This window comes from Niveispirillum sp., assembly GCF_052437035.1.
GTDB lineage: Bacteria > Pseudomonadota > Alphaproteobacteria > Azospirillales > Azospirillaceae > Niveispirillum.
In genome coordinates this window covers 232,242-254,761 of record NZ_JBQVOH010000008.1, presented here as the reverse complement: position 1 = coordinate 254,761, position 22,520 = coordinate 232,242, and the positions used below count along the sequence as shown (strand labels likewise).

General features: G+C 63.0%; 20 protein-coding genes. 10 read left to right on the top strand and 10 right to left on the bottom strand.

Annotation, left to right across the window (positions count from 1 at the left end):
• Window positions 1-22 precede the first annotated feature (22 nt).
• Window positions 23-982 carry a UDP-glucuronic acid decarboxylase family protein gene (locus tag ACT6Q8_RS19545; protein ID WP_444733609.1) on the bottom strand — a complete coding sequence of 320 codons (960 nt, stop codon included), beginning with the start codon at window positions 980-982 and terminating at the stop codon, window positions 23-25.
• A 178-nt stretch (window positions 983-1,160) separates the two neighbouring features.
• On the opposite strand from ACT6Q8_RS19545, the gene ACT6Q8_RS19540 reads away from it, so the two are divergent.
• Window positions 1,161-1,868 carry a hypothetical protein gene (locus ACT6Q8_RS19540; RefSeq protein ID WP_054167607.1) on the top strand — a complete coding sequence of 236 codons (708 nt, stop codon included), beginning with the start codon at window positions 1,161-1,163 and terminating at the stop codon, window positions 1,866-1,868.
• Window positions 1,869-1,873: 5 nt separating this feature from the next.
• On the opposite strand, the gene ACT6Q8_RS19535 is transcribed toward ACT6Q8_RS19540, so the two are convergent.
• Complete coding sequence (locus ACT6Q8_RS19535) at window positions 1,874-2,767, bottom strand: hypothetical protein (protein WP_444733610.1); 894 nt, start codon at window positions 2,765-2,767, stop codon at window positions 1,874-1,876.
• 264 nt (window positions 2,768-3,031) lie between these two features.
• Between ACT6Q8_RS19535 and ACT6Q8_RS19530 the strand changes: the two genes are divergently transcribed.
• Together ACT6Q8_RS19530 and ACT6Q8_RS19525 are read left to right on the top strand one after the other, a co-directional pair.
• Window positions 3,032-5,398 (top strand): TonB-dependent receptor, encoded by a 2,367-nt coding sequence (locus ACT6Q8_RS19530; protein WP_444733611.1) that lies wholly within the window; start codon window positions 3,032-3,034, stop codon window positions 5,396-5,398.
• Between the two features lie 150 nt (window positions 5,399-5,548).
• Complete coding sequence (locus ACT6Q8_RS19525) at window positions 5,549-6,229, top strand: Fe2+-dependent dioxygenase (RefSeq protein ID WP_054167610.1); 681 nt, start codon at window positions 5,549-5,551, stop codon at window positions 6,227-6,229.
• Here the strand turns inward: ACT6Q8_RS19525 and ACT6Q8_RS19520 are convergent, their stop codons facing one another.
• Complete coding sequence (locus ACT6Q8_RS19520; RefSeq protein ID WP_054167611.1) at window positions 6,230-7,093, bottom strand: LysR family transcriptional regulator; 864 nt, start codon at window positions 7,091-7,093, stop codon at window positions 6,230-6,232.
• Window positions 7,094-7,300: 207 nt separating this feature from the next.
• Between ACT6Q8_RS19520 and bla the strand changes: the two genes are divergently transcribed.
• The 6 genes from bla to ACT6Q8_RS19490 all read left to right on the top strand — a co-directional run bounded on the left by bla (window position 7,301) and on the right by ACT6Q8_RS19490 (window position 13,663).
• On the top strand, window positions 7,301-8,086 hold the full coding sequence (bla, locus tag ACT6Q8_RS19515) for a class A beta-lactamase (protein WP_444733612.1): 786 nt from the start codon (window positions 7,301-7,303) through the stop codon (window positions 8,084-8,086).
• A gap of 70 nt (window positions 8,087-8,156) precedes the next feature.
• A complete protein-coding gene (locus ACT6Q8_RS19510; RefSeq protein WP_054167613.1) occupies window positions 8,157-9,434 on the top strand; it encodes an ABC transporter substrate-binding protein in 1,278 nt (425 codons plus the stop codon).
• A gap of 84 nt (window positions 9,435-9,518) precedes the next feature.
• Window positions 9,519-10,607 (top strand): glycoside hydrolase family 88/105 protein, encoded by a 1,089-nt coding sequence (locus ACT6Q8_RS19505; protein WP_054167614.1) that lies wholly within the window; start codon window positions 9,519-9,521, stop codon window positions 10,605-10,607.
• Between the two features lie 253 nt (window positions 10,608-10,860).
• A complete protein-coding gene (locus ACT6Q8_RS19500) occupies window positions 10,861-11,889 on the top strand; it encodes a TRAP transporter substrate-binding protein (RefSeq protein WP_156344543.1) in 1,029 nt (342 codons plus the stop codon).
• Window positions 11,886-12,383 (top strand): TRAP transporter small permease, encoded by a 498-nt coding sequence (locus ACT6Q8_RS19495; RefSeq protein ID WP_444733613.1) that lies wholly within the window; start codon window positions 11,886-11,888, stop codon window positions 12,381-12,383. Before ACT6Q8_RS19500 ends, ACT6Q8_RS19495 begins: the two co-directional genes overlap by 4 nt.
• Window positions 12,383-13,663 (top strand): TRAP transporter large permease, encoded by a 1,281-nt coding sequence (locus ACT6Q8_RS19490; RefSeq protein ID WP_054167616.1) that lies wholly within the window; start codon window positions 12,383-12,385, stop codon window positions 13,661-13,663. Before ACT6Q8_RS19495 ends, ACT6Q8_RS19490 begins: the two co-directional genes overlap by 1 nt.
• A gap of 67 nt (window positions 13,664-13,730) precedes the next feature.
• Here the strand turns inward: ACT6Q8_RS19490 and ACT6Q8_RS19485 are convergent, their stop codons facing one another.
• Complete coding sequence (locus ACT6Q8_RS19485) at window positions 13,731-15,011, bottom strand: MFS transporter (protein ID WP_054167617.1); 1,281 nt, start codon at window positions 15,009-15,011, stop codon at window positions 13,731-13,733.
• 212 nt (window positions 15,012-15,223) lie between these two features.
• On the opposite strand from ACT6Q8_RS19485, the gene ACT6Q8_RS19480 reads away from it, so the two are divergent.
• On the top strand, window positions 15,224-16,624 hold the full coding sequence (locus ACT6Q8_RS19480) for an amino acid permease (RefSeq protein WP_054167618.1): 1,401 nt from the start codon (window positions 15,224-15,226) through the stop codon (window positions 16,622-16,624).
• A gap of 69 nt (window positions 16,625-16,693) precedes the next feature.
• On the opposite strand, the gene ACT6Q8_RS19475 is transcribed toward ACT6Q8_RS19480, so the two are convergent.
• The 6 genes from ACT6Q8_RS19475 to ACT6Q8_RS19450 all read right to left on the bottom strand — a co-directional run bounded on the left by ACT6Q8_RS19475 (window position 16,694) and on the right by ACT6Q8_RS19450 (window position 22,438).
• Complete coding sequence (locus ACT6Q8_RS19475; protein WP_054167619.1) at window positions 16,694-17,476, bottom strand: MetQ/NlpA family ABC transporter substrate-binding protein; 783 nt, start codon at window positions 17,474-17,476, stop codon at window positions 16,694-16,696.
• A gap of 20 nt (window positions 17,477-17,496) precedes the next feature.
• Window positions 17,497-18,156 carry a methionine ABC transporter permease gene (locus ACT6Q8_RS19470; protein WP_054167620.1) on the bottom strand — a complete coding sequence of 220 codons (660 nt, stop codon included), beginning with the start codon at window positions 18,154-18,156 and terminating at the stop codon, window positions 17,497-17,499.
• The gene (locus ACT6Q8_RS19465) at window positions 18,125-19,180 is read right to left on the bottom strand and encodes a methionine ABC transporter ATP-binding protein (protein WP_444733737.1); all 1,056 of its coding nucleotides are present in this window, start codon (window positions 19,178-19,180) and stop codon (window positions 18,125-18,127) included. The genes ACT6Q8_RS19470 and ACT6Q8_RS19465 overlap by 32 nt, the downstream gene beginning before the upstream one ends.
• A gap of 203 nt (window positions 19,181-19,383) precedes the next feature.
• Window positions 19,384-19,767, bottom strand: coding sequence for a hypothetical protein (locus tag ACT6Q8_RS19460; RefSeq protein WP_054167621.1), 384 nt, complete (start codon window positions 19,765-19,767; stop codon window positions 19,384-19,386).
• Window positions 19,767-22,031 (bottom strand): LPS-assembly protein LptD, encoded by a 2,265-nt coding sequence (locus ACT6Q8_RS19455; protein WP_082372219.1) that lies wholly within the window; start codon window positions 22,029-22,031, stop codon window positions 19,767-19,769. The genes ACT6Q8_RS19460 and ACT6Q8_RS19455 overlap by 1 nt, the downstream gene beginning before the upstream one ends.
• A 194-nt stretch (window positions 22,032-22,225) precedes the next feature.
• Entirely contained in the window at window positions 22,226-22,438 is a 213-nt protein-coding gene (locus ACT6Q8_RS19450) for a hypothetical protein (protein ID WP_156344545.1), read from the bottom strand.
• Between the last annotated feature and the right edge of the window lie 82 nt (window positions 22,439-22,520).

The window sequence follows — 22,520 nt, the reverse complement described above, 5'->3', positions numbered from 1 at the left end:
CGTCAGTTGACGGGACGAATGATCAGGCCAGGGACACGCCCAGTTGATCGGCGAAATAGGCGATGGTGCGCTTCAACCCTTCCTCCAGATGGATGGTCGGCTGCCAGTCCAGGAGGGTTTTGGCCTTGGTAATATCGGGGCAGCGCTGCAGGGGGTCGTCCTGCGGCAGGGGTTTCCAGACGAATTCCGATTTGGCGCCCGTCAGCCGCACCACATTCTCCGCCAGCTGACGGATCGTGTATTCACCGGGATTGCCGATATTGATGGGGCCCGTCACATCGTCAGGGGCGGCCATCAGACGGATGAAGCCCTCGATCAGGTCATCGACATAGCAGAAGGAACGGGTCTGGGTGCCTTCGCCATAGATGGTGATCGGATGGCCCTGCAGGGCCTGCACGATGAAGTTCGATACGACGCGCCCGTCATTAGGGTGCATGCGCGGGCCATAGGTGTTGAAGATGCGGGCCACGCGGATATTGACGCCATTCTGGCGATGATAGTCGAAGAACAGGGTTTCCGCGCAACGCTTGCCCTCGTCATAGCAGGCGCGGGGCCCGATCGGGTTCACGTTGCCGCGATAATCCTCGGTCTGCGGGTGTACCGTCGGATCGCCATACACTTCCGACGTGCTGGCCTGGAAGATCTTTGCCTTGGTCCGCTTGGCCAGGCCCAGCATGTTGATGGCCCCATGCACGGACGTCTTGGTCGTCTGCACGGGATTGAACTGATAATGGATGGGCGATGCGGGGCAGGCGAGATTGTAGATCTCGTCCACCTCCACAAAGAGCGGGAAGGTGACGTCGTGGCGCATCACCTCAAAATAGGGGTTGGGGATCAGGTGCCGGATATTTTCCCGCGAGCCCGTGAAGAAATTATCGACGCACAGCACCTCGTGCCCGTCATTCAGCAGTCTTTCGCACAGGTGTGAGCCCAGGAAACCGGCACCCCCAGCCACCAATACCCGCTTGCGTGCGCGTTTCATGCTTATCCTTCTTGGGCGTTCTCGAAGGCCGCGCCGAATGGCGGGTCTTTCATGATCAACATGCTTAATCTATAACCCAGCGCAGGGGGGGCATGCCAAGGAGAAGCGTGTCTCTTCCTGTTTCTGCCGTTCGAAAGCCTGGTGGTACCGCCGCCTGACCATCCCAGAGGATGTTGCCTTGGCCATCGCCCTTCGTCATTGCATCGCGCTGACCGGTCTTCTGGCATTGGCGGCCTGCGGCAGTCCGCCACCGGTTGTGCAAACCCCGGCGGCACCCGTGCGGCCTGCGGACCCGGAACTGGTCTTCTGGGAGAGCGTGCGGGATTCCAAGGATCCTGCCGAATATTATGCCTATCTCCACGCCTATCCGGCGGGCCGCTTCTCCGCCCTGGCGCGACTCCGGATCGAGGCGCTGACCCCGAAGGTGCAGAAGGAAGCCGCATCACCGCCCAAGGCCAAGCAGCCGGCCATATCTAACCGGTTGCCGGCCCCGCCGCCCAGCCATCAGCAGGGCGAAACCACCATCGCCGAAGCCCCGGCGCCGCCCGTCAACTGGGCCAAGATCGATGATCTGTCGGGCCGGGCCGGGCCGTTGCTGCGCAGCCAGATCATGGATTGCTGGGAACCGCCGCCGCTGCCGCGCGGGGCCGGCAGTTTCCGTGCTGAAATCGGCATCTATTTCGACCCCGCGAACGGCAAGGTGCGGGGGGCGGCCTTCCTTGGGGGCAATCGGGAGATGACCGACGACGTGTTCTCCCGTTTCGTCAACAGCGCCGTCGCCGCCCCCATGGCACCGGCCTGCCGGTCGCTTGACCTGCGCCAGGCCGGGGGCGGTGCCGACGCTGCCGGCCTGGTCCTGCTGTTTGCATTGGACAGTCCGCCGTAAGGTCGTCAAGCCATTGAAACTTCCTCCCCCGTTTCCTGTCGGGCACTGTTGATACGGGCTAAATCCTTAAGCCGTGCCTGTTTCCACTCCGGGTCAAGATAGCGTTTCTCCCGCCGCGCCTCACGACATGCATCTATGGCAAGTTCCCTTGGGTCTGCGCCTGCCGGTGGGCGCAAGTCCATAGGCACCCGCTCCAAAAGCGTTGCTTGAGCCTTTACATCCATCGCCGGCGCTGTCTCCAGCCAACTTTCCGCATCCCGGAAATGATTATGAAGTGCGAGAGCAGTCATGTATGGGCAGGCGGATAGAAGCTTAGGTTCTGATACTTTGTTGAGTACAATCATTGGCAGCAGGGGGGCCAGGCTGGGGGCCACCAGATTGGCGTAGATTTCTGCCTTCCAATAAAGCTTCGCGATATCGCAGAAATGAGAAATATTCCGAATGGCTTCCAGCCCACTTTCGGTCATGGGTATTATCTCAACTTTTGGCTTTGTGATGTTCACTGTGTCATTTGCAACGTCGACATACAGACTTCCAATCTGAGTGGCGTTCTGGAAATAGCGCTCCCGCAATGCGCCCCAAACGGGTCTGATCAAGCCGCCTTGACGGCGGAACGCATGCAAGGCCCGTTCAGCGCGGGTGGTGGGTGCTGCTATCCGTTTCAGGAGGTGCTGACGGACGGCTGTGGTAATTTCCTCACATCGCCCTACAGGATATGGGATATTTTTGTTAAACGGATACTGTCTTGCCAAGCCAGGGTCCAATTCCCAGCGTAAACCCATTAACATATCTTGCATATCGGTTAATACGGGAACAATAAATCTCTTGGTAAGTGCATTCTGTTTTCTGTCAGTGGGAACCGGCTGGTGGTTCAAGTAGCCTGATATGATGCTGTTCATGACGTTTCTTGTGGTTCTGCATTGTATGGTTTCTACATATTATACATCTGTGTTTCGAAGCGTATCCACCTTTGCCATGTTCCATCCGCATAGGCCGTGCGTTGATGCCGCATGGATATGCCTACCTCATAGTTTGCGAATGCGAACGCTTCGCAATATAGTCCCTGCCGGACGGGATCGGTGATGTCGGGCAAACTGCTGACATCATAAGCGAATAAGAAGCATTTGCGTCCTCGTGGGGCGCACCAGAAAGGTTTGAAAGAGATGGACGAGAAGATGAATTCCCAGGTGGCGCGCGGCCGTATGGCCCTGATGGCGGCCCTGTCCGTTGGTGTGGCGGCCTCTGCCGCCCCGGCGCTGGCCCAGCAGGCGACGGCGCCCGCTGCCAAGGAAGGCGAGAAGACGACCGTCGTGCTGCCGACCCTGGGGGTGGAAGGCCAGGCGGCGGCACCCGCCAACAAGCCGGAAGTGGTCGCGTCCCCGAAATATACCGCCCCGCTGCGTGAGACGCCGCAGACCATCACCGTTATCCCCAGCACGGTGATCAAGGAACAGAACCTGTTAAGCCTGCGCGATGTGCTGACCAACGTTCCGGGTATCACCTTCGGTGCGGGTGAGGGCGGTGCTGGCGGTGCCGACAGCATCACGCTTCGTGGCTACAGCGCCAACAGTGACATCACCGTCGATGGCGTACGCGACAGCGGCGCCTATGTCCGTTCCGACAGTTTCAACCTGGAACAAGTCGAAGTCACGAACGGGGCCAATTCCGTCTATTCTGGCTCCGGCGCTGTGGGCGGCTCCATCAATCTGGTCTCCAAGACGGCCAAGGATGACAGCTTCACCCAGGCCAGCGCTGGTATCGGCACCGACAATTATTACCGCGCCACCGTTGATGCGAATCAGATGCTGGACGACAACACGGCACTGCGCATCAATGGCATGTGGCACCGCAACGACGTGCCGGGCCGCGATGTGGAAGAGTTCAAGCGCTGGGGCTTTGCACCGTCACTGACGCTGGGGCTGCGCAGCGATACCCAGGTGTCTTTCAGCTATTTCCACCAGGAAGATAACAATATCCCGCAATATGGCGTACCCTACGCCCTCAATGCCAATTCCAATGGCATTCTGCCGGGCGCGGACGGTGAAGCCTATTATGGCTATCGCAACATTGATACGCAGGAAAGCACGGTCAATACCGCCACGGTGAAGATCGATCACCGTTTCAACGACAGTCTGTCGGTCAGCAACCTGTCCCGCTGGCAGAAGGTAGATGCATTCGTCACCACCTCTTACCTGCAGGGCACCTGGTGTCTGTCCAGCGGCATCAACGCCTATACGGGTGCGGCCTGTACCACGCCCGGCCTGTTCACGCCGAACACTAACCGCGGCATCACCCGCGATGCCAGCACCACCATGCTGTATAACCAGACCGACCTGAAGGCGACGGTCGTGACGGGCGGCATCACCCATGATCTGGTGCTGGGCGCCTCGATCTCATCGGAGAGCTTTGACCAGAAGTCGGGCAACCGCCTGCGCAATGCCAATGGCACCGTGCCCACAGCCAGCTTCACGCCCATCACCATAGCCAACCCGGAGAATGTCTGGAGCGGCCCGGTGAATTTCACCGTCACTGCCGACGCCGACAATGAGGTGGAGAATCAGGCCGTCTATCTGTTCGACCGTGTGCAGTTGGGCGAGCAGTTCGAGCTGAATGGCGGCGTCCGCTGGGAGCATAACAAGGGCAGCGCCCAGACCACCAGCTTCGCCTATGCCGCCACGGGCGTGACGACCACAGCAGCCCCCGCCGCCCGTAACGAGGACAATCTGTTCTCCTGGCGTGTTGGGGCCGTGTACAAGCCGGCGTCCAACGGCAGCGTCTATGTCGCCATGGGTAACTCCAAGACCCCGTCGCAAAGCACGGTGACCGGCGCCTGTACCGCCACGGGCACCAGCACCACCTGCAATGTCGATCCAGAAACGGCCAAGAATTACGAGATCGGCACGAAGTGGGATGTGCTGGATGGGCGCCTGGGTCTGACCGCTGCTTTGTTCCGCAACGAACGCACCAATTACCGCGTGGCCTCCAACGATCCGGGCATCCCGGACCAGCAGTTGGACGGCAAGTCGCGTGTGAACGGCGTGGCGCTGGGTGTCGCAGGCACGGTGATGGAGGGCTGGAACGTCTTTGCCAATTACAGCTATCTCGACACCAAGGTTTTGCAGGGCGTTTCCGATTTCTGTCTGGCCAATCCGACCGTTGCGGCTTGTGCGACCGCTCTGGTCGGGACTAATGGCCGCGCCGGCGCACCGCTGACGGCCACGCCCAAGAATGCCTTCAGCCTGTGGACCACCTATGATCTGCCGGTCGGCGTACAACTGGGTTATGGCGCGACCTTCACTGGTAAGATGTATCCCAACAATGCCAACGCCATCATGCGCACGGCGCCGGGCTATTGGGTTCACCGCGCCTCGGCCAGCTACTTCGTCAATGATCAGGTCGAACTGCGCCTGAACGTCAACAACCTGTTCGACAAGACCTATTACACCCGTATCCGCAATGTTGCGGCCAGCGGCTGGGCTACGCCGGGCGAGGCGCGCAACGCCATGCTGACGGTGAATTACAGCTTCTGATCCACCCGTCCCGTGGGATTGGAGGCTGTGGCGGCGGTCACGTGAAGTGGCCGCCGCCTTTTTCATGGTTGCTTTGATGCAAATCAGAGTGGATCGCATTTGCGGATGCTATAGGCTGCGTCTCACGGTATTCAGGCAGGACCCTTTATCATGATGATCAGCATTCCCGACGTTTTGACCCCGGAGCAGGTGCGGCAGTGCCGCGCGGCCCTGGATGCCGCTGACTGGGTCGATGGCAAGATCACGGCGGGGTTCCAGTCTGGCAAGGTCAAGGAGAACAGCCAGCTACCGGAAGGCCACCCGGTGGCGCAGCAGCTGGGGCAGGTGATCCTGGATGCCTTGTCAAAGAGCCTGCTGTTCATGTCGGCGGCCCTGCCGGCGCGAGTGTTCCCGCCCTTGTTCAATCGCTATGCCGGGGGACAGCATTTCGGCCCCCATGTCGATAATGCCATCCGACAGGTCCCGTTCGGCGGTCCGCGCATCCGCACCGACCTGTCCTGCACCCTATTTTTCAGCGACCCGGATGAATATGAGGGCGGGGAGCTGGTGGTAGAGGACCTGTATGGTCATCACGCCGTCAAACTGCCGGCGGGGCATATGGTGCTGTATCCCAGTTCCAGTCTGCACCATGTGCGGCCTGTGACGGCGGGGGCGCGTGTCGCCTCCTTCTTCTGGCTGCAAAGCATGGTGCGCGATGATGGCGAGCGCCGGACCCTGTTCGACATGGACATGGCCATCCTGGCGCTGAACAAGGATATGCCCGACCATCCGGGCATCCTGTCGCTGACCAACACCTATCACAATCTGCTGCGCCGCTGGGCGGAGGTGTGATCAAACCACCTCCGCCAACCAGGCCGAGAACGCCCTCAGTGCGGGGCCGGGCAGGCGGGATTTGGGCCAAGTCAGCCAGTAGCGGCCCGTGGTGATGGTGGGGGTGAAGGGCTGGATCAGACGGCCCGCCGCGATCTCCTTCGCAAACATCATCACCGGCGCGATGGCCACACCATGGCCCTGCATCGCCGCCTCCACCATGATCCAGGAACTGTCGAAAACGGGGCCGCGTAGCGGCGGGCAGGTGGCGTCGGCGGCGGCAAACCAGTTGGGCCATTCATCCGACCGGTATGACCGCAGCAGCCGTTCCCCCGCCAAATCGGCGGGACCTTGCAGGCGGGCCGCGATGGCGGGGATGCAGAGGGGCGACATCGGCGCCGTGAACAGGGCCTGAGCTTCCATCCCGTGCCAGGCGCCGTCACCGAAACGGATGGCAGCGTCCAGCCCCTCGGCTTGGATATCGACGCGGTTATTGTTGGTGGACAGGCGCAGATCAATGAAGGGATGGTCGGCCAGGAACCCATCGATGCGCGGAAGCAGCCAGCCCGCCGCAAAGGTGCCGACCACGCCCACCGACAGCAATTCCGTGACGGGTCCACCATCAAACCGGTGCAGCAGGCGGGCAATCTGATCAAAACTGTCGCGTACGCCGGGCAGCAGGGCCATGCCCTCATCCGTCAGGACCAGACCGCGCGGCAGGCGGCGGAACAGGGTGGCGCCCAGCCGGGCTTCCAGCCCTTTCACCTGATGGCTGACAGCGGCCTGCGTCACGCACAGCTCAATGGCGGCCTTGGTGAAGGATAGGTGCCGGGCCGACGCCTCAAAGGCGCGCAACGCGTTCAGGGGCAGGTGCGGGCGGGTCATGCATGGCCTAGTTTTTCTAATGCTTCATCCGATTTATCACAGTTTGTCGGAGTCTGACAGCACCGCTACCTTGTCCGCACAACAAGGGAGACAGAGATGCTGACGCGACGCCAACTTATTGGAAATACGGTATTCTTTGGCGCATTGGCTGCCGCCTCGCTAAAAGGGCTGGCGCCGATGCCAGCCGGTGCCGCCCCCATGGATGGCATGAGGGAAGCTATGGCTGCGCTGGAGCGGGCGCGGGGTGGGCGGCTGGGCGTGGCCCTGCTGGACACCAAGACGGGAGCCGCCATGAACTGGCGCGGTGATGAACGGTTTGCCATGTGCAGCACGTTCAAGTTCTTGCTGGCCGGCTACATTCTGTCGCGTGTCGATGCGGGGCAGGAGCGGCTGGACCGGATGGTGACGTTCGGCAAGCATGAACTGGTGACGTGGTCGCCCCTGACCGAACCGCATGTGGACAAGGGGATGAGCATCAACGACCTGTGCCAGGCCATCATGATCCAATCCGACAATACGGGTGCCAATGTCCTGATGCGCGAAAGCGGCGGGCCGACTGCGCTGACGGCCTTTCTGCGCGCGGCGGGGGATGGCGTGACGCGGGTGGATCGGATCGAGCCGGCGATGAATGTCGTGGGGCCGGACGATGTGCGGGACACGACCACACCGGTTTCCATGTTGGGTCTGATGCGGTCGCTGCTGCTGGGTGAGGTGCTGACCCCGGCGTCGCGTCAGCGCCTGACCGACTGGATGATCGATAACCGTACTGGCAAGGAACGGCTGCGTGCCGGTCTGCCGGCGGGATGGCGCATCGGGGACAAGACCGGCACCTATGACGCCTTCAACAATGACATCGCCATCCTGTGGCCGCCCGCCGGTGGGCCGCTGCTGCTGACCAGCTATTACGCCAATCCCACGGCGGACAAGGCCGTCCGCAATATCGTCCATGCCGAGGTGGCGGCCATCGTGGCCAAGGCCTATGGCACGGTCTGATCGACTGACAAGGCAGAGGAAATCGGTTACCTAATGGGGACTAAGGATAAGCGGGTGGGGAGGGAGCGGGTTGGCCATCGGGCGGCGGCAATTCCTGGCGGCGGCCATGCTGGCGGTGCCGGCGGTGCGGGCGCAGGAAGGGGTGCATCTGCGCATGTCCTGGTGGGGCGGCAATGATGTCCACCGCGCCCAGCTGCGCGCCCTGGAGGCGTTCGAGGCCCGCTATCCCGGCATCAAGGTAACGGCGGAATATACGGGCTGGGTCGGTCACCTGGAACGGCTGACCACCCAGATCGCCGGCGGCACCGCCCCCGACGTGATGATGGTCAACTGGAACTGGCTGAAGCTGTTCTCTCGCGATGGGGAAGGGTTCCTGGACCTGGCCCAGGTGGCCGATATCATCGACCTCAGCCAGTTTGACCAGGATGCCATCACCATGTCGTCGGTGCGCGGGCGGCTGAACGGCCTGCCGCCCAACATGACAGCGCGGCTGTTCTGGTTCAACAAGACCACCTTCACCAAGGCGGGCCTGCCCATCCCCGACAGTTGGGAGGCGCTGCTGGCCGCAGGGCCCTTGTTCCGTGACCGGCTGGGTCCTGACTATTACCCACTGGACATGAATTTTCAGGATACGGTGGCCCTGCTCTATAGCTGGATAAGCCAGAAAACCCAGTTGCCCTTCATTGATGAGGAGGCAAGGCGCCTGACCGCAGACCGCGACCTGCTGGTAGCGGCGGCAAAACTCTATCAGCGTCTGGTGGATCAGCATGTGGTGCCCACGGCCCGCGAACGGGCCAGCTTCGGGCATGTGCAGTTACAGGAGACGCGGCCCTGGATCACGGGCCGCTATGCCGGCATCTATCAATGGACCAGTTCGGTCGGCAAATATGTAGAGACGCTGGAGCCGGGCCAGAAGATGGTCCTGGCCCCCTATCCCATGCTGGAAGGGGCCGCCGATCCGGGCCTGCTTTATAAACCCGCCATGATGTATGCCATCAACCGGCACACGCAGCACCCGCGCGAGGCGGCCCTGCTGCTGCAATTCCTGCTGAACGATCCGGAAGGCGTGCGCATCCTGGGGGCGCGGCGCGGGGTGCCGGCCAGTGCGGCGGCCCGCCGTACGCTGGAGGATGACGGGCAATTGACGGGTCTGGCTCTGGAAGGGCAGCGGCAGATCGAAAGCCTGCCGCGCGGCATCGTCCTGTCGGGCTATTATGAGCATGCCCGCGTGCGCGACGGCTTCAACGACATATTGGAGAAACTGGGCTATGGCATGCTGACTCCGGAAGAGGCCGGGCACGCCATGGAGCGGGAGATCAACGGCATCCTGAAACGGGTGATAAGGTAGCAACGGGAATGATGACACCGGTTTCCGGTTCGATTAAGCTGAACGATCATTCAACGCCCTCCCGCCTGCGGTGCCTGCCCCATCATGCATGATTTCCGCCGTTTCGGACCGCAGGTCCTGCCCTTCCTGCGCCATTACCTGGGGGGCTGGGATTTCTTCAAGCCGACCTGGAATTATGAGGATGGCTGTATCTTCAAGGGCTGCCTGGACCTGGCCGACGCCACGGGCCGGTCGGAATTTTCCGACTTCGTCCATGACAAGGTGGGCGCACGGGTCGACGAGGAAGGCGTGATCGCGGGCTTTGATCCCGCCGAATATAATATCGACAATGTGAAGCCCGCGAAGGTCTTCTTCCCGCTTTATGACCGCACGGGCGAGGAACGGTTCCGCCGCGCGATTGAAACGCAGATTGATCAGCTGCGCACCCATCCGCGTACCAAGTCCGGCAATTACTGGCACAAGCAGATCTATCCCTGGCAGGTCTGGCTGGACGGGCTGTACATGGCGCAGCCGCTGGTGACCGCACAGGCGGTGGCGACCGGTGACCGCGATGCCTGGGAGGATGTGGTCCACCAGTTCATCCAGGTTCGTGACCATATGCGCGACCCTCGCACCGGGCTTTACTACCATGGCTGGGACGAAAGCCGGCAGGAGCGCTGGGCCGATCCTGAGACGGGCCTGTCGGCCTGTTTCTGGGGCCGGGCCATGGGCTGGTTCATGATGGCCATGATCGATTGCATCGAACTGGCCGCCCCGTTCGATGGGCCAGGCCGGGCCGCCCTGATCGCCATGTTCCAAGATGCGGCCATCGCCCTGATGGCGGTGCGCAGCGCGCGGGGCCTTTGGTGGCAGGTGCTGGACCGGGGCGGGGACGAGGGCAATTATGAGGAAATCTCAGCCAGCCTCATGATCGCCTATTCCCTGATGGCGGGATGCCGCCTGGGCCTGCTGCCGCCCGATCACGGGCGGGCGGGGGAGGCGGCGTTGCGCACCATCATCCGCGACTTCCTGACCGAAACCGAACTGGGCGGCATCTGCGGTGTCGCGGGCCTGGGCAATGATCCCTACCGTGACGGCAGCTACGCGTATTACCTGTCAGAGCCGGTGGTCCCCAACGACCCCAAGGGCGTCGGCGCGCTGATGATGGCGCTTGCCGAGGCGATGCGGCGATAGGGCGGGAAAGCCGCGCCCGGCAAAAAATCCCGCCGATCCGGCACATCACCCCTCGTAATCGGGGTTGTCATACATATCTGTAGCGAGGTCCGGGAGCTTTCCTGTCCTCGGGGCCTGTCGGACCTGTCCGGCGGCCCTGGTGCAGGGCGACTTTCTGATCGCGTTATGATACCGGTTACCTTCGTCAATAAACAAAAATTGGTGGCGGGGATGGCAGCACTTCGTGCCCCGTCATCTGGATCGGGTGCATGACATGACAGATTTTATGACGCGCCGCGCCGTCCTTGGCTGGGCGGGCGGCATGGGCGCACTTGGCCTGTTATCAGGCTGTGAGCGTCGGGGCGGGCGTATGCTGACATCCAGCGATACGCACCCGTCTGATTATCCCACAGTGCAGGCCGTCAATGAGATGGGGCGGCTTTTGTCGGAACGGACAGACGGACGCCTTGGCATCCATGTCTATGCCGGTGGGCAATTGGGGGCTGAGCGGGACACGCTTGAGATCACCACCTTTGGCGGTCTGGACATGAACCGGGTCAATCTGGCCCCCCTGACCGCCATTGAGCCGATGACGGTGATCCCGTCATTGCCCTTCCTGTTCCGGTCCACGGCCCATATGCGGGCCGCGTTGGATGGGGCGGTGGGGCAGGCCGTGCTGGACAGCCTGCGCCCCCATGGCATGGTGGGTCTCTGTTTCTATGACAGCGGCGAACGCAGCTTTTACAATACCAAGCGGCCCATTCAGGCCCCGGACGACCTGAAAGGTCTGAAGATCCGGGTGCAGAATTCCGACCTGTTCGTGGCCATGATCAAGGCGCTGGGGGCCGACGCCACGCCCATGGATGCAGGCGAGGTCTATCAGGCCCTGGTGCAGGGCGTGATCGACGGGGCGGAGAATAACCAGCCCTCTTACTTCACGGGCCGGCATTTCGAAGCCGCCCCTTTCTACAGCCTGACCCGGCATGTCATGGCACCAGAGATCCTGGTCATGTCCATGGCACGGTGGGAGAAGCTGTCAGCCGCCGACCGGGAACTGGTGCAAGAGACGGCGCGGCAGTCGGTGCCCTTCATGCGCACGCTGTGGGACGCCCGCGTCACGGAGGCCACCGAAAAGCTGCTGGCCGGTGGCGTGAAGGTCAATGATGTGGCCGATATCGCCGCCTTTTCCACCCTGATGCGACCGGTCTGGGACCGGTTCGTCACGACGCCCGAACAGAAGCGTCTGGTCGCCGCGATCGAGGCGATGGATGACGGGGCCGGCACAGGGGAGGGCGCACCATGAACCATCTGGCAAATCTTACCCGCCTGGCATCCAACCTGCTGATCGGGCTGGCGGGGCTGGGGCTGGTCGCGATGACGGCCATCGTGTCCTGGCAGGTCTTTGGCCGTTTCATCCTGAATTCCAGCCCGTCCTGGTCCGAACAGGCGGCCCTGACCCTGATGATCTGGTTCGTCACCCTGGCAGCAGCCGTGGGCGTGCGGGAAGGGTTTCATATCCGCATCACAGCGGTAGAGGATGCCGTGTCGCCCGGCATACGCAAAGCCATGCAGGTGCTGGCCGAGCTGGTGGTGGGTGGCATCGGGGCGGCCATGCTGTTCTGGGGCGGTGATCTGGTCATCCGCACCTGGGGGCATGTCATCCCGTCCCTGGGCCTGTCGCGCGGCTTTGCCTATCTGGGCATCCCGCTGGCGGGCGGGCTGATCGTGCTGTTCACGCTGGAACGCATTCTGAAGACATTGGCGGGGCCGGCGGCGGCGGAAAAGGATGTGGTGTGATGGAAATCGCAGTTTTGGGCATTGCCCTGGTCGTCCTTCTGATGCTGGGCGTGCCGGTGGCCTTCGCGCTTCTGGGGGCGTCCATCGCCTGTTTCATGGCGCTGGATATCCCGCTGGTGGTGGTGTTTCAGCGCATGGCATCGGGGATCAGTGTCTTTTCCCTGATGGCCATTCCGTTCTTCATCTTTGCCGGCGATCTGATGTACCGGTCGGGCATCGCCGAACGGCTGGTGCAGGTGGCGGGCGCGGTGTTCGCACCGGCGCGCGGCGGGCTGGGTCTGGTCAATGTCGGCGCCTCCACCCTGTTCGGGGCCGTGTCGGGGTCGGCCATCGCCAGCGCAAGTGCCATGGGTTCCACCCTGATCCCGTTGATGCGGGAACGGGGTTATGACGGTGATTATGCCGTGAATGTCACCGTCACGGCGGCCATTGTCGGTCTGCTGATCCCGCCCTCGCACAATATGATCATCTATTCCGCGGCCAGCGGCATCGGCGTGTCGATCAGCGACCTGTTCCTGGCCGGTGTCGTTCCCGGTCTGCTGTCGGCGGCGTTGCTGGGGCTGACGGCCTGGATGGTGGCGCGGCGGCGGAATTACCCGACGGGGACATTTCCGGGCTGGTCCGCCCTGTTCAAGGCACTGCTCTATGCAATGCCGGGGATCATGACGGCGGTCATCATCATGGGCGGCATCCTGTCGGGCATCTTCACCCCCACCGAGTCTTCCGCCATCGCGGTGGTCTACACGATGCTTGTCGGTGCCCTGGTCTATCGCAGCCTGGGCCTGTCCAAGTTCCTGGAGACGGTGACGCAGTCGGTGCGTGTCACGGCTATGGTCCTGATGATCATCGGGGCGGCCACGGCGTTTGGTTATGCGCTGGCCATCATGGAGGCACCGGCGCAGCTGGCTGGTCTGATCACGGCGCTGACCGATAACCCGATCCTGGTGCTGCTGATCATCAATGTCGCGCTGCTGCTACTGGGCACCTTCATGGACATGTCGCCCCTGATCGTCATTACCACGCCCATCCTGCTGCCAGTGGCCATGCAGGTGGGGGTCGATCCCGTGCATTTCGGGATCATCATGATGCTGAACCTGGGGATCGGGCTGGTCACACCGCCGGTGGGGTCGGTACTTTTTGTCGGCGCGGCGGTCGGCAAGATCCGCATTGAACAGGCGGTGAAGACCATCTTCCCGTTCTACATCGCCTTGTTGGTGGCGCTGATCCTGGTCACCTATGTGCCGGCTTTGTCGCTGGCCCTGCCGAACATGGTGAAATAGACCGAATGAAAAAGGCCGGCACCCATTAGAGGTGCCGGCCATTCACGCGACACGGAAAGATGAAAGATCAATCCTTAATCTGTGCCGGTTCCATGCGCGGGGACAGCAGGTGTACGACCAGGAGCGCCAGCAGATAGGCCGTGGCGGCGACCACGAAGATCGGCGTGTAGGTACCCAGCTTGTCCAGCACATAGCCCGCATATTTGGCCATGACCATGCCGCCAATGGCACCCAGCATGCCGCCGATACCGACCACCGACCCCACCGCCGAACGTGGGAACACGTCGGACGGCAGAGTGTAGAGGTTGGCGGAGAAGCCCTGATGCGCCGCCGTGGCCAGACCGATGATCAGGACCGCGACCCACAGCTGATCAGCAAAGGCGGCAAAAGCCACTGGCGTGGCGCAGAGCGCGCAGATCAGCATGGTCAGCTTGCGCGCCCGGTTCACGGTGGCGCCGCGATGGATCAGCTTGGAGGACAGCCAGCCGCCGGCCACCGAACCAACGTCCGACAGCAGATAGATCACGACCAGCGGCGGGCCAAAGCTCTTCAGGTCCAGCCCATGCCGCTTGCCCAGGAAATCGGGCAGCCAGAACAGGAACATCCACCAGATCGGATCGATCAGGAACTTGCCCATGGCATAGGCCCAGGTCTCCTTGACCCGCAGCAGACGCAGCCAGCCGATCTTTTCCGTCGTGTCGGGCGGATCGCTTTCAATATGCGCCAGTTCGACCGGGCTGAGCATCTTGCTCTCGCGCGGGCGGCGATAGACGATGATCCAGAGCGGCAGCCACAGCAGGCTGGCCACACCGGTGATGATGAAGGCCATCTGCCAGCCATAGGTCAGCGCCAGAAAGGGCACGACCAGGGGCGTGACAATCGCGCCGATATTGCTGCCTGCATTGAACAGGCCTGTGGCATAGGCGCGTTCCTTGCGCGGGAACCATTCGGCCACAGCCTTGATGCTGCCAGGAAAGGCACCGCCTTCGCCCACGCCCAGGATCGCGCGGGCGATCATGAACCCGACCAACGAGCGGGCCGCCGAATGGCACATATGGCCAAGCGTCCAGATGGTAAAGGCCAGGGCATAACCCCAGCGCACCCCGATCTTGTCCATTACCCGGCCAAAGGCCACGTAGGACACGGCATAGGCTGCCTGGAAACACAGCACGATGTCGGCATAGTCGGTTTCCGACCAGCCAAATTCCTTGGAAAGATCGGATTTCAGGAACCCGAGCATGCCACGGTCGACATAGTTGATGACCATGGCGGTGAACAGCAAAGCCACCACGATCCAGCGGACCATGCCGACCTTGACGCCGCTATTCTCGGTCGTTTCACTTCCCATCGTTTTCCCCTGGGTCTTGCAGGATATAGCCAAGCCGTCTGACGCAGCCCTTGTCTGGCAGCAGACCCTAGTGGAAACCGGTGTCAATTGCAACGACACCGGTTGCGGAAAGTGTCGGAGCGATAATCGTTTCAAATGAAACTATATGTTCTTGCCCCCGATGCGTCTACGACATAGAAAGCGTGCATAAACGACAGACCTCAGGGGTCATAATGAAAGACAGCGGGGATCATCGCAGCGGCTTGCTACCGGCCTTAGGCCCGGTGCAGCTGGTGCTTCTGGGGGTCGGTTGCATCATCGGCGCCGGCATTTTCGTGATCACGGGTTCGGCCGCAGCGGACTATGCGGGCCCGGCCGTGTCGCTTTCCTTCCTTCTGGCGGCCTTTGCCTGCGCCTGCGCGGGCCTGTGCTATTCGGAACTGGCGGCGACATCGAAGGAATCGGGCGGTGCCTACAGCTACACGCGCGATGCGCTGGGTCCGCGCATCGGCTGGCTGGTTGGGTGGAACCTGATCATGGAATATCTGGTGGCGGCCAGTTTTGTGGCCGTCGGCTGGTCGGGCTATCTCTCGGCGCTCTGCGACAGTGTCGGCCTGTCCTTGCCCAAGGCCTTCACCAGCGCGCCGTTCAAGCTGGCCAATGGCCATCTGGAGGCCACGGGCGCCATCATCAACCTGCCGGCGGCCCTGATCATCGGGCTTGCCACGCTGTGCGCCGTGATCGGCGTCAAGCGGTCGTCGGCGGCCAATATGGTTGTGGTGCTGATCAAGGTCACCGTCATCCTGGTGGTGATCGCGGTTGGTGCCTTCCATGTGAACCCGGCGCTGTGGACCCCGTTCATCCCCGAAAATACCGGCACCTTCGGCCAGTATGGCATCAGCGGCGTCATGAAGGCGGCGGGTGTGGTCTTCATCGCCTATATCGGTTTCGATGCCGTCGCGACCACGGCGCTGGAAGCGCGCAAGCCGCAGCGGGATGTGCCCATCGGCATCCTGGGCTCGCTGGCTGTTTGTACCGTCCTGTATATCGCCATGTCGCTGGTCCTGACCGGCACCGTGCCTTATACGCAGCTGTCGGTGCCATCGCCGGTGGCGCTGGCCGTGGCGAATATGGGTGAGGGCGTGTCCTGGATTCTGCCGCTGGTGTCGCTGGGCGCCATCGCGGGTCTGACCTCCGTCATCCTGGTGCTGCTGGTGGCGCAGCCGCGCGTGTTCTTTGCCATGGCGCAGCATCGCATCCTGCCGTCGCTGTTTGCCAAGGTACACCCCACCTACCGCACCCCGCATGTCAGCACGATCATTACGGGCGGCATCGCGGCGGCGCTGGCGGCCCTGTTCCCCATCGATTTCCTGGCGGAACTGGTGTCGTCAGGCACCTTGCTGGCCTTCATGATGGTGTCGGTCAGCGTCATCGTCCTGCGCCGTACCCGGCCCGATGCACCGCGTCCCTTCCGGGTCCCTCTGGTCCCGCTGATCCCGATCGTGTCGATCCTGGTCTGCGGCTACCTGATCTCGGTGCTGGGCGAACATGCCTATCTGCGCCTGGGTATCTGGCTGGCCATTGGCCTGGTCATCTACGAACTGCGCAAGAAGCACGCGGCGGGGTTGGCGTAAGCGCCAGCCCGCTGAATGGACATAAAAAAAGGCGGGCCTCGTGCCCGCCTTTTTTGTGGCTGCCGGGTTTTACCAGGCGGGGACCACGGCGCCTTTGAAGGTGGTTTCGATGAAGGATTTCACAGGCGCGGAATTATAGACGGCCACCAGCTTCTTCACCCAGGGCTTATCCTTGTCGGCGGCGCGCACGACGATGACATTGGCATAGGGGCCGTTGGCGGGTTCGCGCGCGATGGCGTCCTTGACGGGGTCCAGGCCGGCCTCAAGTGCGTAATTGCCATTGATGGCGGCGGCATCGACATCGCCCAGGCTGCGCGGCAGCTGGGCCGCATCCAGTTCCACGATCTTCAGGTTCTTCGGATTCTGGGTGATGTCCAGCACCGTGGCCTTCAGCCCCGCCTTGGGATCGACGCCGATCAGGCCCTCATGGCTGAGTAGCAGCAGGGCGCGGCCACCATTGGTGGGGTCGTTGGGGATGGCGACCTTGGCCCCCTTGGGCAGGGCGTCCAGGGACTTTGCCTTGGCCGCAAAGATGCCCAGCGGGAAGGTCACGCTTTGGCCCACACTGACCAGCTTGAAGCCCCGGTCGGTGATCTGATTGTCCAGATAAGGCTGATGCTGGAAGCTGTTGGCGTCCAGGTCGCCGCTGTCCAGGGCGGCGTTGGGCACGACATAGTCGCTGAATTCCAGCACTTCCAGGTCCAGACCCTGGGCCTTCGCCTCCTTCTTCACCACCTCCATGATCTGGGCATGGGGGCCGGGGGTCACACCGATCCGGACCTTCTCTGCCTGGGCAGGCAGGGCAGTGGCCAGAAGGGCGGCGGTAACGGCCAGCAGGGCGGAAATGCGCATGGTTTCAGGCCTTCACATTCTCAAGGGTTGCGTTTGTCCAGGCGGCGGGCCAGCGCCTCGCCACCCGATTGCAGGACCTGCACGACGACGATCAGGATCAGCACCACCGCCAGCATCATTTCCGGCATGAAGCGCTGATAACCATAGCGGATGCCCAGATCGCCCAGGCCGCCGCCGCCAACCGCGCCGACCATGGCGGAATAGCCCACCAGATTGACGGCGGCCAGCGTCAGGCCGCGCACGATGCCGGCCCGCGCCTCGGGCAGCAGGATCTTGGTCACCACCTGACCCGGCTTCGCCCCCATGGCGCGGGCGGCATCCAGCAGGCCGTGATCCACCTCCCGCACCGCCCCTTCCACGACACGCGCAATGAAGGGGATGGCGGCCAGGGTCAGGGGCACCGTCGCCGCCGCCGTACCGATGGAGGTGCCGGTCAGCAGCCTTGTCAGCGGCACGATGGCCACCACCAGGATGATGAAGGGGGTGGAGCGGGTGGCATTCACGATCAGGCCGACCACGCGCTGCAACGCCGGGCGGGGCAGCAGGTCGCCCGACCCTGACAGGGCCAGGAACAGGCCCAGTGGCACGCCGGCCAGCGTGGCAAGCCCGCCCGCGACCGCGACCATCAGCAGGGTCTGAACCGTGGCGTCAGCCAGCAGTGACAGCATCTGTGGCGACATGGCCCAGAACCTCGATCTCCGCGCCACGGGCGCGCAATTGATGAATGGCGGTATCGATGGCGACGGCATCGCCCGTCAACGCTGCGATCAGGCCGGCAAAGGGCTGCTCCCCCAGCGGCTGCACCCTTCCTGCGACCAGACGCGCGCCGATGCCGGCAGCCCCCAGATCGGACAGAAGCGGAGATGCGGCGAGAGCACCCACGGCATGCAGGCGGATCAGGGTGGCACCATCGGCGATGGGTGCGGGGGACAGGCGGGCGGCCAGGGCCGCCGGCAGTTCCGTGCCGGTTTCCCCCAGCAGGAAGCGGCGGGTGGTGGGATGCGCCGGGTGGGCGAAGACCTGGGCCACCGGCCCCTGTTCGATGATGCGGCCTGCCTCCAGCACCACCACCTGATCCGCAACCTCCCGCACCACGGCCATTTCATGGGTGATCAGCAGGACGGTCAGGCCCAGTTCCCGATTGATCTGGCGGATCAGTGCCAGGATCTGGCGCGTGGTTTCAGGGTCCAGCGCCGACGTCGCCTCGTCACACAGCAGCAGCTGCGGATTGGGCGCCAGGGCGCGGGCGATGCCCACCCGCTGCTTCTGCCCGCCAGACAGGGCGGCGGGATATTGCGTCGCCTTGTCGGTCAGGCCAACAAGGTCCAGCAGTTCGGCCACGCGAGGACCGATCTTCGCCGCCGGCCAGCCCGACAGTTCCAGCGACAGGGCGACGTTGCCCGCCACGGTACGGTTGGCCAGCAGATTGAAATGCTGGAAAATCATGCCGATGGATTGCCGGGCGCGGCGCAGCGCCTCTTCATCCAGGCCGGTCAGGTCGCGACCACCCACGATGACGGTACCGGCATCGGGCCGTTCCAGCAAGTTGACGGCGCGCAGCAGGCTGCTTTTCCCGGCCCCGCTGGGTCCGACAATCGCGGTGATCCCGCCCCTGGGGATATCAAGGTCGATGCCGGCCAAGGCCGCAACGGCCCGACCGTCCTTGCCGTGGAACGTCTTGGCGATACCCGCCAGCCGCACCATCACCTCTGTGGTGGTGGCGTCGGATGCGTCCTGTCCTGTCACAATCGCGTCCATGTCACTCATCGGGCGGTCGTTGACCGATCCTGCCCTGGATTGCTGTCATGGCAAAGAGTGAAGTGGGGAAGCAGCACCGACAATCGGCGAATTCACGCGTCAGCTATGTGGTGTTGATAATAACACACAATGGACATGTACATTGATGTTCAGGCAATCGCCTGCCGCGCCATATGCAGGGTGCGCTGGAAATGGCCCCGGATCACCTGTTCCAGTTTTGGGGTGGGCACCACCAGGGCGTTGCGGCCATCCAGATCGGCGCGGCGTTTTTCCAGATAGCCGTCATCGACGGCGCGCTTGATCCGGTCCTCGCGGGTGCGGTTGGATCCGCTTTTCATGGTCTGACAGGCGGCACTGACCGTCAGGGGCGAGCCACGCCAATGGCTGACGGTGCAGCCCACGAACAGGTACCAATATTCCTGTGTGAAATAGCCGGGCCGGTTCTCGAACGCGCGGTCCCAGTCGCGGGCATAATCCTCCAGAAAGCCCAGCCAGCGGAACAGGTCATCGTCGCTGATCGCCGGCTGTTCCATCAGCGGTCCTGCGGGCCGAAGACGGAGCCGGACAGGGCGGGGCTCATGAACTCACCCAGATTCTTGAAGGCCACACGGAAGAAGACCCGGTCGCCACGGTCGATACCGGTACGCCGCGTATTGTCGCGTTCCGCCACCAGCGAGAAGGTCAGGCATTCTTCCTGATATGTGATGGTGGCACTGGACAGGACAGGGCCGCCGCCGGGCGCCAGATCGCGCCGGTGCGCCAAGCCGACGGACCAGCGGTCGCTGAGCGCCGAGGATATGCCCAGCGTCAGTTCCTCCCGGTTGCGGGTGGCAAGACCGCCATCCTGGGTCAGCTTGTCCAGATAGACATAGGAGCCGGAAACCCGGAATTGCGACGGGCCGAACACGCCATAGACATCGTGCAGGCGCTGCGCCCCCGTCTGGCTGTCCAGGCGGAAGGAGTAGGAGACGTCCATCCAGGGGCTGGGCGTCAGTTCCAGCTTGCCCACCACGTCCGACGTACGGCGGCGCAGGCCCGAACCGCCGGGGAAATCGGCATCGCCTTCCAACCGCTGGCTCTGGCCTAAGAACAGGGTGGAGGAGCCGCCGCCGAACCCGTACAGACCGGCCTTCACGCCATAGGTCAGGCGCTGCCCGCCCTCCAGCCGGTCGATGCCGGGATAACGCGAGGCGCGGAACAGGTTGGTGTAATCGAACTCGATATCCTGGCTGTCCTCGTTCGGGATAAAGCCGGAATTATCGATATTGGGGGCCGCCGAAAGCATGACCATGGGCTCGACCAGGGTCTGCACCGTCGCGTCCTGGCGCGCCAGCGGATATGAGACGGTCCAGTCGGCATGCGGGAAGCCGCGCAGGCGGACCTTGTCATCCTGTTCCACACTGCCGTCGGGCCGGCGCAGGTTGGACACCCAATAGCCATCGGCCCGCGCCTCCGCCTTCAGGACAGAGACGAGGCCGAAACCGGTGATGTCATCCCGGCGCCAGCCGGCGGCGGACGAAACACGGCGGGTATCATTGCCCGATGAGCGCAGCAGCGACAGGAACCCGGCATCCGCCGACCAGCGCCCGCCCAGCAGGCCGCCCGGCTCCCCCAGCGCGCTGTAGGTGACCATGGGCAGGACGACGGGTTCTTCCTCCGGGTTGCCGGGGCGAAGATCCTGGAAATCATAGACATTGAGGGCCAGGTAATCGCGCCCTTCGAACCGTTCGACAAAGCCCCGGCTGGCCAGAATATCCTCGCGACTATAGTCATAGCGCAGCAGATGGGTGTTATCGGTCACGCGTTTGACGTCAAAACCCCAGCGCCAGTTCTCATCAATGTCGAACCGGCCCGTGCCGAAGATATGGCCGCGGAATTCCTTCTTCTCCACCACACCGCTGGCGGTTTCCCGCGCACGGTCGGTATAGACGGCACTGCCCGACAGGGTGACGGAGCCGGTGGCGAAGCGCTGGCGGTATTCCCCACCCAGCAGCAGGCCATCCTCCGTGCTGGGCGTCACCTCAAGGGTGAAATCCTTGCTTTCGTCGATATCGAAGAAATAATAGATACGGGCATATGTGCCCAGATCGGAACTGATGCCGCCGCCCGGCGTCAGGAAACCGCTGCGCCGTTCCACCGTGGGGTCGGGATGGCCGAAGAAGGGCAGCCACATGACGGGCACGCCCGCCACCTCCAGCGTCGCATCGCGGTAATAGACGTCGTGCGCCTGCTGATCATGGGTGATGCGGGCGGCACGGATCTGCCAGATGGGCGGGCGCGACGGGTCGGTGGCGCACAGTTCGCACGGGGAATAGACGGCGTTTTCCATGCGGGTGTAGCGGCCTTCACGCCGTTCCCCCTGCAAGGCCGCGAATTTCGAATTGTCGGACAGCAGGATACGGACCTGATCCACGAAGCCCTGTTGCAGGTCGTCGGTCAGTTCGGTGTAGTTGGCGAACATGACCTCGCCCGTCGGCTCCAGGATGGAAACGTTACCGGACGCGGTGACGACGTTTGTTTTCTCCGAAAAACTGACGCTGTCGGCCAGCAGCAGACGTCCGCCCTGGGACAGTTCCACCTTGCCGCGCGCCGTGATGATGCCCAGGTCCTGGTCGTAATCCACGCTGTCGGCGGACAGCAGCACGGGCTGCCCGTTTTCCGTCGGCTTTGCGGGACCGGCGCCATGATGGCTGGCGCCCTTCGATGCCCCGTCCTCTGCTGCCAGGACGGCACCCGACAGGCCAAAAGCCAGCGCCGTGGACAGGAGCAGGCGGCGATAGGTCCGGGCAGGATGCATTTTCAACAGCGTCTCAGGCTTACGGTCGACGGGTGCTAGCTTGTCCCCGACGCCGGGTGCGCTGTCAACTGATGCCAAGGGGAGGCAGGTGGGACATGGTGTCGGGGGACGGGCCACGAAAGGGTGACAAGGTGATTTCGTGGTAATGATCCCGGTCCCGATCAAGGGACTGTTGAGAGGAAACCGAACAATCCCTATTTCCCCTCCCGCTGCCGTTGCCGCCGGGCCTTGCGCTGCAGCCAGACAAACAGGCTGAACAGACCGGCTGCCCCGCAGAAGGCAGCCAGGATGGCACCGCGTCCGGCCACCGGCAGGGGCGCCAGGCTGTCGGTTACCTGAAAGGTGAGGAAGGCCAGCGCCCCCAGGCCCAGGGCGGCCCCGGCCAGCAGCAGATAAACCGCGCGCAATTCCCGCTCCCCCTCATGGTCCGGCACCCAGCATAGCGCGTTTCGCCCTAAGGGATCGACAGAAGGCTGCTGGAAAGCGGGC